The organism is Streptomyces sp. NPDC087263, from assembly GCF_044744645.1.
GTDB lineage: Bacteria > Actinomycetota > Actinomycetes > Streptomycetales > Streptomycetaceae > Streptomyces.
This window is the reverse complement of the sequence record NZ_JBIUYT010000005.1, coordinates 1-14,321: the sequence shown is the minus strand read 5'-3', so window position 1 is coordinate 14,321 and position 14,321 is coordinate 1. Positions and strand designations below refer to the sequence as shown.

The 14,321-nt window shown below is 67.9% G+C and carries 15 protein-coding genes and 2 pseudogenes; 10 read left to right on the top strand and 7 right to left on the bottom strand.

The window, feature by feature from the left end; all coding sequences use genetic code 11:
• Positions 1-149 precede the first annotated feature (149 nt).
• From ACIPC1_RS17110 to ACIPC1_RS17100, 3 genes are read right to left on the bottom strand one after another with little or no spacing between them, the layout of a single operon-like run.
• Positions 150-1,022 carry a haloalkane dehalogenase gene (locus ACIPC1_RS17110; RefSeq protein ID WP_402517703.1) on the bottom strand — a complete coding sequence of 291 codons (873 nt, stop codon included), beginning with the start codon at positions 1,020-1,022 and terminating at the stop codon, positions 150-152.
• Positions 1,023-1,053: 31 nt separating this feature from the next.
• On the bottom strand, positions 1,054-1,458 hold the full coding sequence (locus ACIPC1_RS17105) for a pyridoxamine 5'-phosphate oxidase family protein (RefSeq protein ID WP_402517701.1): 405 nt from the start codon (positions 1,456-1,458) through the stop codon (positions 1,054-1,056).
• Entirely contained in the window at positions 1,455-2,147 is a 693-nt protein-coding gene (locus ACIPC1_RS17100; RefSeq protein ID WP_402517699.1) for an NAD(P)-dependent oxidoreductase, read from the bottom strand. Before ACIPC1_RS17100 ends, ACIPC1_RS17105 begins: the two co-directional genes overlap by 4 nt.
• A 76-nt stretch (positions 2,148-2,223) precedes the next feature.
• Between ACIPC1_RS17100 and ACIPC1_RS17095 the strand changes: the two genes are divergently transcribed.
• Positions 2,224-2,880, top strand: a complete 657-nt coding sequence (locus ACIPC1_RS17095) for a TetR/AcrR family transcriptional regulator (RefSeq protein WP_402517698.1) — start codon at positions 2,224-2,226, stop codon at positions 2,878-2,880.
• 144 nt (positions 2,881-3,024) lie between these two features.
• Here the strand turns inward: ACIPC1_RS17095 and ACIPC1_RS17090 are convergent, their stop codons facing one another.
• On the bottom strand, positions 3,025-3,282 hold the full coding sequence (locus ACIPC1_RS17090) for a hypothetical protein (protein WP_402517696.1): 258 nt from the start codon (positions 3,280-3,282) through the stop codon (positions 3,025-3,027).
• Positions 3,283-3,667: 385 nt separating this feature from the next.
• On the opposite strand from ACIPC1_RS17090, the gene ACIPC1_RS17085 reads away from it, so the two are divergent.
• Both ACIPC1_RS17085 and ACIPC1_RS17080 read left to right on the top strand, forming a co-directional pair.
• Positions 3,668-4,174: a DUF1203 domain-containing protein gene (locus ACIPC1_RS17085; protein ID WP_402517694.1), complete on the top strand. Its 507-nt coding sequence runs from the start codon at positions 3,668-3,670 to the stop codon at positions 4,172-4,174.
• A gap of 74 nt (positions 4,175-4,248) precedes the next feature.
• Positions 4,249-4,374 (top strand): annotated as a pseudogene (locus tag ACIPC1_RS17080) (IS982 family transposase); the annotation flags it as partial.
• 57 nt (positions 4,375-4,431) lie between these two features.
• Here ACIPC1_RS17080 and ACIPC1_RS17075 read toward each other — a convergent pair.
• The gene (locus ACIPC1_RS17075; RefSeq protein ID WP_402517692.1) at positions 4,432-6,462 is read right to left on the bottom strand and encodes an NB-ARC domain-containing protein; all 2,031 of its coding nucleotides are present in this window, start codon (positions 6,460-6,462) and stop codon (positions 4,432-4,434) included.
• Positions 6,463-6,818: 356 nt separating this feature from the next.
• Here ACIPC1_RS17075 and ACIPC1_RS17070 point away from each other — a divergent pair, with 356 nt between their 5' ends.
• Both ACIPC1_RS17070 and ACIPC1_RS17065 read left to right on the top strand, forming a co-directional pair.
• Positions 6,819-6,956, top strand: coding sequence for a hypothetical protein (locus tag ACIPC1_RS17070; RefSeq protein ID WP_402517691.1), 138 nt, complete (start codon positions 6,819-6,821; stop codon positions 6,954-6,956).
• 3 nt (positions 6,957-6,959) lie between these two features.
• Positions 6,960-7,289, top strand: coding sequence for an ANTAR domain-containing protein (locus tag ACIPC1_RS17065; protein WP_402518772.1), 330 nt, complete (start codon positions 6,960-6,962; stop codon positions 7,287-7,289).
• A gap of 46 nt (positions 7,290-7,335) precedes the next feature.
• Here the strand turns inward: ACIPC1_RS17065 and ACIPC1_RS17060 are convergent, their stop codons facing one another.
• Positions 7,336-7,524, bottom strand: a complete 189-nt coding sequence (locus ACIPC1_RS17060) for a DUF6192 family protein (protein WP_402517690.1) — start codon at positions 7,522-7,524, stop codon at positions 7,336-7,338.
• A gap of 331 nt (positions 7,525-7,855) precedes the next feature.
• Positions 7,856-8,380, bottom strand: coding sequence for a S1 RNA-binding domain-containing protein (locus tag ACIPC1_RS17055; RefSeq protein ID WP_402517689.1), 525 nt, complete (start codon positions 8,378-8,380; stop codon positions 7,856-7,858).
• 245 nt (positions 8,381-8,625) lie between these two features.
• Here ACIPC1_RS17055 and ACIPC1_RS17050 point away from each other — a divergent pair, with 245 nt between their 5' ends.
• From ACIPC1_RS17050 to ACIPC1_RS17030, 5 genes and pseudogenes are all read left to right on the top strand, one after another.
• A complete protein-coding gene (locus ACIPC1_RS17050) occupies positions 8,626-9,189 on the top strand; it encodes a GntR family transcriptional regulator (protein ID WP_402517687.1) in 564 nt (187 codons plus the stop codon).
• Positions 9,190-9,351: 162 nt separating this feature from the next.
• Positions 9,352-9,852, top strand: coding sequence for a hypothetical protein (locus tag ACIPC1_RS17045; protein ID WP_402517684.1), 501 nt, complete (start codon positions 9,352-9,354; stop codon positions 9,850-9,852).
• Positions 9,853-9,983: 131 nt separating this feature from the next.
• A pseudogene (locus tag ACIPC1_RS17040) lies at positions 9,984-11,426 on the top strand (NF041680 family putative transposase).
• Positions 11,427-11,658: 232 nt separating this feature from the next.
• Positions 11,659-12,090 carry a hypothetical protein gene (locus ACIPC1_RS17035; protein WP_402517682.1) on the top strand — a complete coding sequence of 144 codons (432 nt, stop codon included), beginning with the start codon at positions 11,659-11,661 and terminating at the stop codon, positions 12,088-12,090.
• Entirely contained in the window at positions 12,090-13,694 is a 1,605-nt protein-coding gene (locus tag ACIPC1_RS17030; protein ID WP_402517681.1) for a caspase family protein, read from the top strand. Before ACIPC1_RS17035 ends, ACIPC1_RS17030 begins: the two co-directional genes overlap by 1 nt.
• The last annotated feature ends 627 nt before the right edge of the window (positions 13,695-14,321 follow it).

Sequence of the window (14,321 nt, the reverse complement as noted above, 5' to 3'; positions counted from 1 at the left end):
CGGGGGCTTCCAAGAGCTGGCCGGGAGGTGGCGTCCGAGAGCTCCCGTTCGCTGAGGCGTTTGATGGTGACGGCGATGGCGGCGCCTACACACGTCAGCGGCAGCTCAGTCGGCCCCGCGACGGGCGGCACCGTCGTGATCGAGGACACCTACTGGCTCGCCAGCCTGTGGCGGTCGGCCCAGTTGTTGATCGCTGCGGCCAGTTCCCCGGGGCGGTCCTCCGGGGAGTGGTGGCCTGCGAGTCCGTGGCGGGAGACCTCCAGGCCGGCGATGTTCTCCTCGCACCAGGCCACGGCTCCTTGGTCGGTCATCGCGCCCGGGCCCGGCTCGAACGCGGCGAGCAGCTTGGGGACCTCGGGGCTGGCGGCCAGCCAGGCGTCGTAGTGCTCGACGCGGGCCACGATGTCGGCGGGCTCGGCGTCCAGCGGCATCATGCGCGCCCACGCCAGTACCGGACGGCGGCTGTTTGGGGTCGGGAAGGGGCGGCGGTATACCTCCAGGTCGGCAGCGTCGAGCGGGGTGGCGAGCGTGTCCGGGAGTCTTTCGATGAACATGGACTTCTCCAGGATCATCTCCTCGCCCACCCCGGGGGTGCGCAGGAGGGTGAACAACTCCCTTGCGGCCGCCGGGAATTCGTCGCCGACCAGCGGTTTGATGATTGTTTCGGTGAAGGCGAGGCCGCGGACGTGGCCCGGGAGGCGTGCGGCGCGGTCGAAGGCGAGCGCGCCGCCCCAGTCGTGGCCGACGAGCACGGCCTCGGCAAGGCCCAGGGCGTCGAACCAGGCGTCCAGGTAGCGGGCGTGGTCGTCGAAGGAGTAGGCGAGGTCGGGCTTGCCGGAGTCGCCCATGCCGATGAGATCGGGGGCCAGAAGGCGGCGGCCGGGCGCGGCCACACCCGGCAGGACGTTCCGCCACAGATGGGAGGAGGTGGGATTGCCGTGGAGGAAGACGAACGGCAGTCCGTCGGGGTCGCCGGACTCGCGGTAGTGGAGGGTGGAGTCGAGGATGGGAAGGGTGGGCACGGCGGTGTCACTTCGCTTTCAGGACGGGGATTCAGAGGTTGAGGCTCAGGACACGGTCGACGGCGACCTCGATGACGACCAGGTCCAGCGAGGCGGGCGGGGCCGCGCGGTAGCGGACGGTGTAGCGGCGGACCGCCTCGGCCAAACGCGGGGGGTCGTCGGTGACGGCGGCCCGGCCTTCGAGGGTGGCCCAGCGGAAGCCGTCCGCCTGGCAGAGCGCGACACGGGCCGTCGGGCCGCCCGCCACCACGTTCCGGGCCTTGCGGGCTCCCGCGCGGGTGGTCACCCGGACCATGCCGGTGGTCGCGTCGAAGGTGAAGCGGACAGGGGTGACGTGCGGGGAGCCGTCGGGGCGGAGAGTAGTGAGGGTGGCCGTATGGGGGCGCGTGAGGAACGCCTGTGTGACGGCCGGGAGTTCGACGGTCGCCCGGCTCACTTCTTCCTCACGCCCTCGTTCCAGATCAGCTTGACGATGTTCGGCTTCACGGCCGTGGTGATGACGCCCATGGCCGTACGGACGTACCGTCGATCCTCCAGCTCGCGCAGCATGCTTGCGGCGAGGTCGGCACGGGCGGTGAAGACGCCGTCGGCGCTGGTCTCGGCGGTGTGGTAGTCCGTGATGACGGAGTGCTCGAAGAGGCCCGAGGGCCGGACGAGGGTCCAGTCGAGGCCCGTTTGACGGATCACGGCCTCCATGCGGCGCATGTCCTCGTGGAGAGTGCGGCCGAGACGTCGGTTCACCAGCGGGTCGAGCACATGGTTGAAGAAGTGCGCGCCGGTGGGGCGCCAGTTCGGGTCGGCGATGTTGGAGCTGACGGCGAGCAGCCGCTTGATGCCGTGGCGGGCCATGGCGCCGGTGATGGCCGTGGCGCTCGCCGAGTACGTGGTGATGGTCTCCTTGCTGAGGCGTGCGCCCAGCGTGGAGAGGACAGCGTCCGTGCCGCCGAGCGCGGCGTCGACGGCCGCCGGGTCGGTGGCGTCGGCGACGGCCACGGCGAGGCCGGGCCGTGCGGGGAGTGAGCCGGGGCGGCGGGTCACGGCGACGACCTCGTGGCCGGCGGCGAGGGCCTGGTCGGTGAGGTGGCGGCCGGTCGGTCCGTTGGCGCCGAAGACTGCGATACGCATGGGGTCGGGTCATCCCTTCGTGTGGCTTCCGGAACGCCCTTGACTGTGCCGGTCACGAAACGCAGGCTCAACGCTGATGAATAACGCCGCCCCTGCCCCCGCCCGCACCCGAGGCCGCCCCCGCGGGAACCCGCCGACCCGCGAGTCGATCGTCTCGGCGGCCCGTGCGCTGTTCCTGGAGCGCGGCTACCAGCGCACCACCGTGCGCGCGGTCGCCGGGGTGGCCGGGGTCGACCCGGCGCTGATCGCGTACCACTTCGGTTCGAAGAAGGGCCTGTTCGCGGATGTGATGCAGTTCCAGTGCGCCAATGCGCTGACGGTGGAGGACGTCCTCGGCGGCGACCCGGCCACCCTCCCCGACCGCCTGATCGACGCGGTGACGGACCTGTGGGAGGACGCCGACTTCCTACAGCTCACCGCCCAGGGCGACGAGGCCGCCGAAGTGATCCGCGAATACCTGGAACGCGAGCTGCTGGCCCGGCTTGTTGAATTTCTCGGCGGCTGGGACGCGACCGCCCGCGCCACGGCTGTGGTGACGATCCTCGGCGGCCTCATCTACACCCGCTACCTCAACCCCCTCCCCACCCCCGCTGCCCTCACTCCGTCGGAGACCCGCCACGTCCTCGCCCCGGCGCTGCGCGCGGCACTGGCCCCGAGGGCGCGCACCGCGGCAACCACCAGAGCAGGCCGTCGGGGCTCGCCGACCTACGGTGGAGGCGCCGTCCGGCCTTGACCACTCAGCACCTCCGGTGCGGCTACCCCTGTGGGTAGCGGTGCAAGGAGGTTTTCGGGATGCTGGTCCTGGTGCTGATCTCCCCGTAGCTGCTGCCCTGGTCCTTGAACAGGCGCGTGTACTCGATCTTGTCGGAGGCGTGGGCTATGGGGCGGCCGACGCGGCGGCCAGCTGCTTCTGCGACGGCGCGGGCGTGGGCAGCGCGTTCGGGGGTGAAGGTGCGCTCCATCTCGGCGAACAGGCCAGCAGCAGGAAGGCGATGCGGCCCTTGCCCTCGTCGTCGGTGTCGATGGGCAGCGGGTCGGCCAGCGAGCGCACGCCGATCTGCTTGCCGTTCAGGTCGTGGACGAGGTTGAGGACTTCACGCAGGTTTGCGGCCGAGCCGGTCGAGGGTGACCACAACGGTGTCGCCGGGGCGGGCGTAGGCGAGCAGGCCGGGGCGATCGACGCTGGCTCCGCTTTTCTTGTCGACCTAGATCCGCGTCTCGGGAATGCCCGCTTCGCCGAGGGCGTCAAGTTGGCGTTCGAGGCTCTGCTTCATGGTCGAGGCCCGGGTGCGGAGGACACGGCATGTGCCGCGACTTGCACCGGCGCCGTGCTCGACACCTATCCTGATCAGGGTCTCGTGGCCCTGCGGAACTCGGTCCGCGCCGTGCTGTGGTCCGTACACGATGCGCCAGCGATCGCCCACGCGGGGCCGCGGGCACGGGTCTTATGCGTGGGCGCGCACGAACGTGACGTCCGTTTCCTGCCAGCAATCGCCCGTACGTCGATTCAGCATGGGCACGTGACCAGATACACCGTGCTCCCCGTTGACGCAGCCGCCCTGAAGGAACTGCGGGTTCTCGACGACGCGGGCCGTCCCTGCGCCCCGTACATCGCGACCGGCGACGATGTGGGCTCTCCGCTGCGCTGCTGCCTGCGCCCCATCACACTCGGCGAGCGGATCGCCCTTGCTTCGTACGCCCCGTTGCGTCGCTGGGCCGCCACAAGGGGTGCAGATCCGGGCGCGTACGACGAACAGGGTCCCGTCTTCATCCATGCCGACGACTGCGGCGGGTTCACCCCCGGCGAGAACTACCCCTTCGCTCGGCCGGGAGCCCTGCGTACCGTGCGCCGCTATGACGCCCGGGGCCATATCGCAGGCGGCCGTCTTCTGGAGATTCCGGCCGACGCCACGACTGGCTTCGATGCAGCCTTCAACGATCCGGACGTGGTGCTCGTACACGTCAGGGCACTGGAATACGGATGCTTCCACTTCGAGGTGCGACGGCCCTCCACCAAGGAGCAGTAGCAGCCGTGCCACCTGAATGATCGACTTCAAGGGATCGGCTGCGGGCATTAGACGAGGGAGTCCAACGTCGGTGTGTGAAGACAGAGTTGGACTCCCTCGCCACCGCCCTGTACGTGAAGACCGACGACCTGCTGAAGGCATCACCGCATATCGCCCCGTGGCGGCCTGCAGTAGGCATCGTGCCGCTGCTGACCGACGCCTAACTGGTCACTCTCGCCATGATGCAGGCCATGCTGGGCGCCCGGACGGCAATGGGCTTACTCGTTGGTCTGGTCGAGGAGCGGGGCGAGGTACTCGATCAGGTGCCAGGTGTTCGCTGTGTCACCCATGTATTCCGCCCAGTCGGCGATGAGTCCGGGCACGAGCATCCGGGCACGCGCCGCAGCGCCAGCGTAGAACAGCACACTGACCTGCTCGAGACGGAGGGCGAGAGTGACTGCGTCGGTGCTGCCCAGAACCGATTGACATCGATCCAGCATCTTCGCCACCAGGGTGGCAGCGCGACCGAACTCGATATCAGACTCCAACTCGGTCAGCCATGCGCGACCCAGTGGCATCAGTTCCCAGGCATCTTCGCCAAGTCGCCCCACCGCGTCCGCGAGCCGAGACCCCGCAGAGTCGGGCTTCACGTCAGCAGGCAGCAGGACACTCATCTGCGCGCGGCGACGGAGCACCAGGGGATGATCGTGTCCGAGGGTCCGCGCAACCCGTTCAACGGTCTCCTCGGCCCGCGCCCGCGCCCGGGCAGGGTCGATGCGCGCCTGAACCGAGATGGTGAGACAACGCATCAAGAACGTGGTCGGATGATCCTCTCCGTAGAGCTGAGTCGCCTGCGAGAGTTGCCTCTCGAACAGTGGGTGCGCTCGTTTGAAGTCGCCCTGCCATGATTGGGCCAGGCCTGTGAGCAGCCGTAAGCCGGAGGCCTCAGCACTGTCAGCGCCCCGGAGATGTTCGATCGCGGTAGTGCTCCGCGCGCACAGAGCCGCGCTACGCGTCGGATTGAGAGCGGCGAGATGCAGCGCGGCCTTGACGAACAGGCTCGCCAATTCTTCGGTATCGTCCTCGGCCGGAACGCGACTGGCCAACGTTTCGACGTGGGCTGCCCAACCCTGCGCGGCTGCGTCCCAGGCATGGCCTTCCAGGCGGACTTCGCCGAGCGTTCGCGCCGCGAAGTCGCTTTCGCGCCGCCTCTCTTCCCGACCCGCTGCCCGGGCCATTGCCTGGACCAAACGGTGCACCGAGATCCTGTCTTCACGAAGTGTGATCATGCTGTAGGCCGCAAGACGGCGGATCCCTTCGGTCACCGTCACCGGATCGGCCAATCCGTCCAAGTACGCCCTGGGAATTGCCTCGGGCGCCCACCACGCAAGAGTCCGCAGGATGCGGGCGACCGCCGGCGTCCCGTCAAGCCGTTCCAGAGTGACCTCCCAAACCCGGGCCACGGTCCTCTGAGCGTCTCCGGCCTCCGCCGTGGCAGCGAACATCTGGGCCGGATGAAGGGCCAGGAGGTCGAGATAGCGTCTGGGGGTAACCCCCGCTTCTCGGCAATAGGCGGCCGCCTGGTCGAGGGCCAATGGCAGACAACCCACTTCGCCACACAGGTCCTCGACCCCATCGGCGGGACCGTCGTAAATGCGTTGGAACAGTTGGACAGCCTCGCCCAGCTCGAGGACGTCCAGGTCCAATGTCTTGGTGACCCCCCGCCACGTCGCAGCGCCCAGTCGCGTGGTGATCAGAAACCGGCCGCCCGGCGCCCGCGCCAACAACGACCCTATGTCCGACGGGTCGGAAACGTTGTCCAGGACGAGCAACCAGCCGTCGTGGGAGGAAAGCCACTGGAGCGCGCGCTCTCGAAGAGCTTCATCCGTCAGGACGTCGATCAGCGCAGGTTGAAGGGCTCTGCCGAAGGCGGCGAGTCCGGCCTGCAGTTCGCTCGGCGACTCAGCCGTGATCCACCACACAGGGTTGTACACGGCCGCCTGGTCGGCTGCCCAGCGCGCGGCCAGCGTCGACTTTCCGATGCCGCCAAGTCCATGGACCGCGTGGACGACAACACCTCCTGTGCCGGTGAACGCTGCGTCCAGCAGGCGCAGTTCTCGCTCGCGCCCGACGAACTGCTCTGCTCGCTGCGGCAGATGGAATACCCGCCTGCTGAAGTCCAAGGCCTCGGAAGGCAGGACGGTGGCCCGCGCTACCTGCGTGACGAAGTCACCGGTCGACACGCTGCCGATATCACCACCCGCAGCAACGGCCCGCTCGCCGCTCGCCTCTGCGGAATCGCCGCTCATGCGTCCCCCGTCGATACGTTCCCGATGTCACCGCCCGCCGCGACAGACCGTTCACCGGACGCCGTGGCAGACCCGCCCGGAGGTGCCGGCGAAGGAGTGGGCATCGTCGGGACAGGTGTCACGGAAGCCCTGTCGCCGGTGGCCACGGAACCAATGCTCCCACCCGAAGCGACGGAGCCGTCGCGGTGACCGCCGGAAAGGGAACCCCCAGCCGACCGGTCCGGCCGCGCCCCTGCCACGCTCGCCCAAAGATCTGCCATAGCGACGTTGAGCACCCCGCCCACGAGCAACCCAGCGGCCCCCGCTGTGCAGAGCCCGATCCCCAACCAGATCAACGCCCTTGGCTGCCCCGACATGTGGCCATCATCCCGCTGCGCGGTGTCGGCCCGCAGGCATTCTCAGCCGTCGACCTGCACGTGGACGGGCAGGCCAGGAAGTTGGCCCGAGCCCTCGCCTGCGATGGCCGGCGCGTGCTGAAGGACGACCGCTACTAGCGGCTGGAGCAGGAGCTTCAGCAGCTCAGGCAGGCCATGGAGAGCCGTCCCGCGATCGATATGGCTCGCGGAGTGCTGGTGAAGGTGTTCCGCTGCCCGCGCGAGGAGGCCTGGCGGATCATGGTGAGGGTGTCCCAGAACTCCAATGTGAAAGTGCGGAACGTCGCGGAGGTTCTGCTGGAGACGGTGCAGGGCGAACCCTTCCCGGACGACCTGCGTCCCCACCTTGTGGCCGCGGTCCAAGCGGTGTGCGATCTTGACGCGTCGGGCATGAATGGTTCGACGGTCGACGGTCGGCGGGTAGGGGGCGGAGGCTGGTCGGGGATGCGGTGAAGTGCCTGGGGAGGTCGACTGCCGCATCCCCATCGGGGCGCCACAGTCACGGTCGCCTCGGGAGGGGGCTGGGTGAGGGGATTTGTAGGTCCTGTTTGACCTGGGCGATCACTGTCGGCCGTCGAAGCAGGTCGCTGGTGACGGTGGCGGCAACCTCTTCGTCCTGCGCAAGGGTGTGGATCGCGCTGACCTTCTCCTGCGGGGCGGCCCCCTGCCCGAGCGGCCGGGCACGCATTTTCTCCGTGCCGGGCAAGGCGTGGGGTCCGTGACCGTACTGGACACCCGAGCGGCAGCGCGGTATCCACCCATCTTCGGTCTGCAGGACGTGTTCGCGAAATTCACCGCAACCTTGTGGCTCTAACAGTGGGTACTGGCCCCGGCGGTGAGGCTCGGTTGGCCCCACCCGGTGGAGCCGGGATGGTGTAACGGCTGACCTTCGGCAGCAACTTCATCGAGACCGGAACCGACTCCTACCGCCTCTCCCACACCCGTGCCCAGCAGGCGGCGACGAATACAGGATGACCTGCGGTCCGCACTGATCACCTCGCCATCGGTCGATAAACCCTTCACGAGCGGAGGGACAGCAGGATCCGGCGCCTATGCATGTTGATGGCGACAACTTCAACCATGACCTCATCACCGATCCGAAAGATGCTCTCAGGCTCATCTGCGTCGCGCTCTGAAAGTTCCTGGATCGGAACGAGTCCCGCAAAATTCTCGTGGACTTGGACGAAGGCTCCGAACCTCATGACCCTTTCCACACGGCCCGCAATCACCCGACCGAACTGAACGCGAGCGAAGTCCTCAAGTGGATCCGGATAAAGTGCCTTCAGTGAGAAGGAAGCCCGTTCCCGCTCGATATCGACATCCAGGACCACGATGGTGACCTCCTGCCCGACCTCCACGATGTCTGACACCGCGTCGAAATGGTGAGCCCAGGTCAACTCGGCCCCATTCACCAGTCCATGGAAGCCCCCGATGTCGACGAAGGCGCCGAACTGCTCGATGGACGACACCACCCCTTTGCAGACCTGGCCCCGCTCCAGCGCCTCCAGGACCGTCCGGCCACCTCGGTCTGCCGTTTCCGCCATGGCGCCACCCCTTCTCCAGCAGCAAAGACTCTCACGTCGGACCAGCGCGAGGGAGACGGCAGAGCGGCCTGAAGGTGGGGCCAACTCTCGTCGTTACTCCCAGCCCTGACGATCAGCAAGTGGGGCCAACACTCGTTGTTGGGTGGGGCCACGACTCATTGGTGAAGCCAACCTTGTGGCGCCCGCGTCACGCGGTCGATCAGGCTGGTTCCCGCATCGGCACATTGGGGAGAGGGAGCACGGACATGACGGTCGCGGACGACGCGGTGGCGAACGACGACGACGTGCAGTCGGTACGCCGGTGGGTGCGGCTGTCGTGCACTGAGCCGGGCACCCATCTGCCCGCCCTGGCCGAGATCGCGCGGGAGCTCCGGCTGTCCGCGCCCGTGGTCCGCTCGGCACTGAAAAAACTCGCCGCCGACGGGCTGGTGGCCCTCCACGCCGACTACCGGCTCTACAGCGTCGGCACCACGACCCCGACCGAGCGCGCCTACCGAATGATGCGGACCGCGATCCACCGCAGCTACGAACCCGGCGAACGGTTCATGACCCGCTTCGAGATCACCCGGACGTTCGACATCTTCACCAAGGAAGCGGCGGCCGCGGTGCGCCAGCTGATCGCCGAAGGACTGCTGACGGGGCCGCGCGGGCAGTACGTCAACTCCTACAGCACAGACCAGCAGCGCCGGCGCGTCAAGCACCTGCGTGAGCGCGCCAGCGACCTGCGGCGCGAGGCCCTGGAACTGATGCAGACGGCGCGGCAGATCGAGCAGGAGCTGCCCACCGGCGGCAACTCCAGAGACACGTAGCCACGCTCTGCTGCCGCACCGGCAAACTCCAAGATCCCCGACAGAGTCAAGCTCAGCTTGTTCTTTAACCTCCGTCTGGCCCTGGCAGGGTGGCTGGCGGGCCTGAGCATGAGCGGTTGAATCGGGATGCGCTGTTCTGCACGGCAGTTGCATACTCACCGCATGGCCACGCTCTCTGCTCGGTTCCGAGACCCGCGCAGCACCGAGTACGACTTCATCACCTTGATCATGGTGCGGTGCCCCGGTTGTGAGAAGGCCGCCCGTGTCGTTCCGGCGCCCGAAGACGCCAGTCCTGGGGGGCGGATTCTGTTCACGCCGCGGCGCCTGGTCTGTCATGGCTGCGGACTGTCACGGGTGTGGAGCGGCCGCCTTGTCACGCTCTCTGCCGGCACAGCTCAACCAGCGACGGATCCATACTTCGGTATGCCGCTGTGGCTCCAGGTCGAGACCCGGCACGGGTGGTTGTGGGCGTACAACCTCGAACATCTCGACTTGATCCGTCGTTTCGTCCAGGCGTCGCTGCGGGAACGAGCGCCCTGGTACGACACCGGACAGAAGATGACCTTGGTGGCCCGTCTTCCGGTATGGATCAAGAGGGCGAAGAACCGAGACGAGATCCTGCGTGCCGTCAGCCGGATCCACGCCTCACTGGTTGCCGCCTGACCTGCTTACCAGCGTCCGAACGTCACTCGAACTTGATTTCTGCTTCCACTGTTCGGCGGACGTGGGGGCGGCCTCCGCACGATCATGTGCTCCGCCCAAAGAGGCACTTGACCAGTACGAAGTCTGTGAAGGTGAGTCTGCTGCCTGATGCTGTTCCGGCGGAGGCGTTCGCGCAAGCTCACGCTTCCGGGAGGACCTATTCGACTGTCTGACCGCGCGCGGGGACGAACTGTTCGAGCTCGTGGACGCGTTGCTGTGCGCGGACGGTCCGGTGACCTCGCCCGTGGACCTGACGCTGGTGGCCGAGCACCGGCGCGGGCACGGAGCGATGTACGAGGCGTTGAACCACGGGGACGTGAACGTGCCCCGGCTGCGGCAGGTGCTGGCCGGGCTGCCGATGCCGCGGGCCGCCGACGGGCGTCTGGTCCTGGCGGTCGACGTCAGCAACTGGCTCCGCCCTGACGCGCCGACCGTCTGTTCTGCCACGTCTACGGCCGCAGCGGACGGTCCTCGGACCAGTTCATCCCCGGCTGGCCGTACTCGTTCGTCGCCGCCCTCGAATCGGGCCGGACGTCCTGGTGCCAGCTCCTGGACGCCGTCCGTCTCGGCCCCGAGGACGATGTCGCCGAGATCACCGCGCCCAGCTCCGCCGTGTGGTCACGGACCTGATCGAGATGGGCCGCTGGCACTTCGGCGACCGCGACATCCTCGTCGTCTTCGACGCCGGCTACGACGCTCCGCGCATGGCCCGCCTCCATACCGGCCTCCCGGTCGAGGTACTGGGACGGGTGCGCTCCGACCGCGTCATGCGACGGCCGACGCCCACGCTCAAGGAGTACACCCTGGCCTATCCCCAGGGCGGGCGTCCGCCGAAGCGCGGCAAGGAGTTCCGCTTCGCCAAGCCGGACACCTGGGGCGAGCCAGACGCGGCCACAACGCAGGTCACCGACCGGTACGGCACCGCCCGCGCGATGGCGTGGGACCGCCTCCACCCCCGCCTGACCACCCGCTCCGCATGGATCGACCACACCGGTGAACTCCCCATCATCGAAGGCACGCTGATCCGTCTACAGGTCGACCGCCTGCCCGGCGGAGGCGACCCGCTCCCGCTCTGGCTCTGGTCGTCCGCCACTGGCCTGAACAGCGAGGACGTCGACGTGCGCTGGCAGGCGTTCCTGCGAAGGTTCGACATCGAGCACCATTTCAGGCTGATGAAGCAGACCCTCGGGTGGACCCGGCCGAAGCTGCGGACTCCCGAGGCCGGTGAGCGCTGGACCTGGCTGATCATCGCCGCACACACCCAGATCCGCCTTCTGCGCGAGGCCGCCGCCGACCTGCGGCGGCCGTGGGAGAAGCCCGCCGAGCCCGGCCGGCTCACCCCGGCCAGAGTCCGCCGGGGGTTCAGAAACCTCCGCCCACATCTCGCCTGTCCGGCCCGTGCGCCGAAACCCTCAACTCCCGGACCAGGAAGGCCACTTGGCTCGAAGAACCGGCGGCCAGCCACCCGCTACGACGTGGGTAAGACCGTGAAACGACCCGAGAGCATCATCGAACGAAACCGACTCAGACCATAAAGAACAAGCTCAGAAGCTGTGTCTGATCCCAACCTGCCAAGAACGTATGGAACTGCTCTGAGTCCGGCATGAGCACGTCCTCGGGGTCGCAGTGCTGCGCCAGCTGATGAGTAGTCGACTACGGGGTCTTCCCCCGGGCTCCGCCAGTAGTTCCGACTGACCGCCAACTGTGGCCGAATGACGCCACACTGTGAGACACGGCATCGCGACGAGTTACCACGGGGGTGGACGTATGCATGACGACGCTTCGACGGAAAGCCCAGCGGACCAGTGGGCTGACAATGCGATGGAAGTGCTGTTGGTCGTCGCACTTGATCCCGAGTTGGATCCGGAGGCAGGGGAGCGGGGGGCCCGTCGTCTGAGGGCCGAGATTGCCGATCTGGACGTCGAATCCGTTCGTCCTGGCCCCAGCGCCACGCCTCCTGATGCTGCGAAGGGCGCCGATGCCGTCGCTGTCGGGGCCGTTGTCGTGGCGCTGAGCGCGTCCGGTGGTGTGTTCACCGCGCTTGTCGAGACCGTACGCGACTGGCTGGCCAGGTCCTCCGCCCGGCATCGTGTCTCGCTGACCATCGACGGTGACACGATCGAACTGGAGCGGGCGTCCGAGGCCGAGAGGCGTGACCTGATCGACGCGTACATCCATCGTCACACGGGCAGCCAGTGATGGGCCGCCGACTGGCGATGCTCATCGCCACCTACGAGTACCAGGACAGCGCTCTGCGGCAGTTGACCGCTCCGGCACACGACGCGGAGGCGTTCGCCGCGGTGCTGAGAGACCCGGCCATCGCCGGGTTCGAGGTCACTACCCTGGTCAACCAACCGCATCACCTCGTCGGTGAGGCCATCGGCGACTTCTACCGCGATCGGCGCCGTGACGACCTCACCCTCCTGTACTTCACGGGCCATGGGCTCAAGGACGATGACGGGAGGCTGCACCTGGCAATGGCCAACACCCGCCGCGACGGCCTGCTGTTCACCGCGCTGTCCGCCGAGCAGATCGATCGGGCCATGGAGGGGTGTGCCTCCCGGCAGAAGGTTTTGATCCTCGACTGCTGCTACAGCGGCGCGTTCCCGGCCGGCAGGATCTCCAAGGCGGACACGGCGGTGCACGCGCTGGAGCGCTTCCAGGGCCGCGGCCGTACGGTGCTGACCGCGTCGGACGCGACGCAGTACTCGTTCGAGGGGAATCAGGCGCACGGCCAGGCGGTGCAGTCGGTGTTCACGCGCTACCTGGTCCAGGGCCTGCGCGACGGCAGTGCGGACCTCGACGGCGACGGCGACATCACCCTCGACGAGCTCTACGGCTACGTCCACGACCGGGTCGTCGACGAGATGCCACAGCAGCGGCCTAAGAAACAGGACAACGTCGAGGGCCGCATCATCATCGCCCGGAACATCAACTGGTCCCTGCCAGCACACCTGCGCCATGCGTTGGCCAGCCCCACCGCCACCGACCGCCTCGGTGCCGTAGACGGGCTCGCCCACCTGCACCGGGTCGGTAACGATCTCGTGCGGGGGCGTGCCGTCGATGAACTCCAGCGGCTGGTGGACGACGACAGCCGACTTGTGTCCGCCGCCGCGGCAGCCCGGCTTCAGACAGTCCTTCCGCCGGCACCCGAGCCTTCGCTCGGACCGGTCGCCGGGCCCGGACCGACCACTACACCAGCCGTCGAGCCACAGGCAACGCCGCCTGACCCCGCTCCCCAGTCATCGCAGCCGCCGGCACCGGAGCCTGGTTCCGGCAACGACTTCTGGCCTCACCCGCTCATCAGGCCGGCCAGACCCGGCCTGCCCGCTCCCACCGCACACAACCAGACGACGCCTGCCCGCAGCCTGGCCGCATCCGGCGCCAGCCCAGACACCACCGGCCAGGAACCAGCTGAGCCAGGCCCGGATCGTCGACATCATTACCGGATCGCGGCCTATTACGCCCTACTGGTGGCCGCCGCTGTCTCGTTCGCGCTATTGCCATGGCTGGGCGTCATCCTGACCCTGGTCGCCGTCGTCCTGTGCCTCGTGTATTTCGGCGCCGACTCTCGCAGTGTGCCCTCGCCCAGCACTCCCCGCCAATCCATGCTGCCTGCCGCGGCACGGAGCCGCATATGGCTCCGGCTGGTCAGCATTGTCAGCGCGATCGCGATTCTGTTCTCTGCATCGGTGATCTCCGGTGGTGGCGCCGCCGGAAGCCACCCCGCTTGGCTCGTCGCCATCGCTCTGGCAACGGTCACACTGGGCGTATCCGAACTCCTCCGGCGCCGCGAGCGCTGACTGGTAGAGCAGGCGTGGTCGTACGGTGGCCGCATGGACAGGGACGGAGTTGCCCGGCTGCGGTTGGTCGTCGTCGCGGACGCTGATTCCGGACCCGCGGCTGTGCCGGGGGCCCGGTGATCCGCTGATGCCGTCGGCGAGGGCTGCGGCGTTCTGTTCGTCGGCCTGTCGCTCGAGGCACTGGCGTCGGCTGCGGCGCACGAGGGCGAGGACCGAGGCGGTCCAGGCCGCCCGGACGGCGAACTGTCCGGATTGCGGGGCGAGTCGGACGGTCAGGGTGGACCGTCCTGACGCAAGGGACTACGAACGTCTGATGTCCCACGCCGAAGCCCACATCCAGTGGGCCTTCATCACCCTCATGTCCCGCCGCCTGGCCCGCCCACACCGGCAGCCCGAGGCGTCGTCGGCCGCCCTCTCAGTCGCTTGAAGACCAGCGCGCTGCCGCTGCCGTTCGGAATGGCGACCATCGACGCCCAACCGAACGGCAATGGGGATCACCTTAACCTTTACACACCCGTGACCTGCGAGAAGAGGGTCTGTAAAGCGAGCGGTGTAACTGGGGTTGGTGTGGCTAGAGTTGGCCTGCGGTGAGGCGGCCGTCGAAGGCCAGGTCGAAGGCATTCATGG

Bases quoted from the DNA above. Each gene is read 5' to 3' on its own strand.
- ACIPC1_RS17100 (WP_402517699.1), bottom strand. From the start codon at position 2,147: ATGCGTATCGCAGTCTTCGGCGCCAACGGACCGACCGGCCGCCACCTC.
- ACIPC1_RS17095 (WP_402517698.1), top strand. From the start codon at position 2,224: ATGAATAACGCCGCCCCTGCCCCCGCCCGCACCCGAGGCCGCCCCCGC.
- ACIPC1_RS17075 (WP_402517692.1), bottom strand. From the start codon at position 6,462: ATGAGCGGCGATTCCGCAGAGGCGAGCGGCGAGCGGGCCGTTGCTGCG.
- ACIPC1_RS17060 (WP_402517690.1), bottom strand. From the start codon at position 7,524: ATGCGTGCCCGGCCGCTCGGGCAGGGGGCCGCCCCGCAGGAGAAGGTC.
- ACIPC1_RS17055 (WP_402517689.1), bottom strand. From the start codon at position 8,380: ATGGCGGAAACGGCAGACCGAGGTGGCCGGACGGTCCTGGAGGCGCTG.
- ACIPC1_RS17050 (WP_402517687.1), top strand. From the start codon at position 8,626: ATGACGGTCGCGGACGACGCGGTGGCGAACGACGACGACGTGCAGTCG.
- ACIPC1_RS17045 (WP_402517684.1), top strand. From the start codon at position 9,352: ATGGCCACGCTCTCTGCTCGGTTCCGAGACCCGCGCAGCACCGAGTAC.
- ACIPC1_RS17035 (WP_402517682.1), top strand. From the start codon at position 11,659: ATGCATGACGACGCTTCGACGGAAAGCCCAGCGGACCAGTGGGCTGAC.
- ACIPC1_RS17030 (WP_402517681.1), top strand. From the start codon at position 12,090: ATGGGCCGCCGACTGGCGATGCTCATCGCCACCTACGAGTACCAGGAC.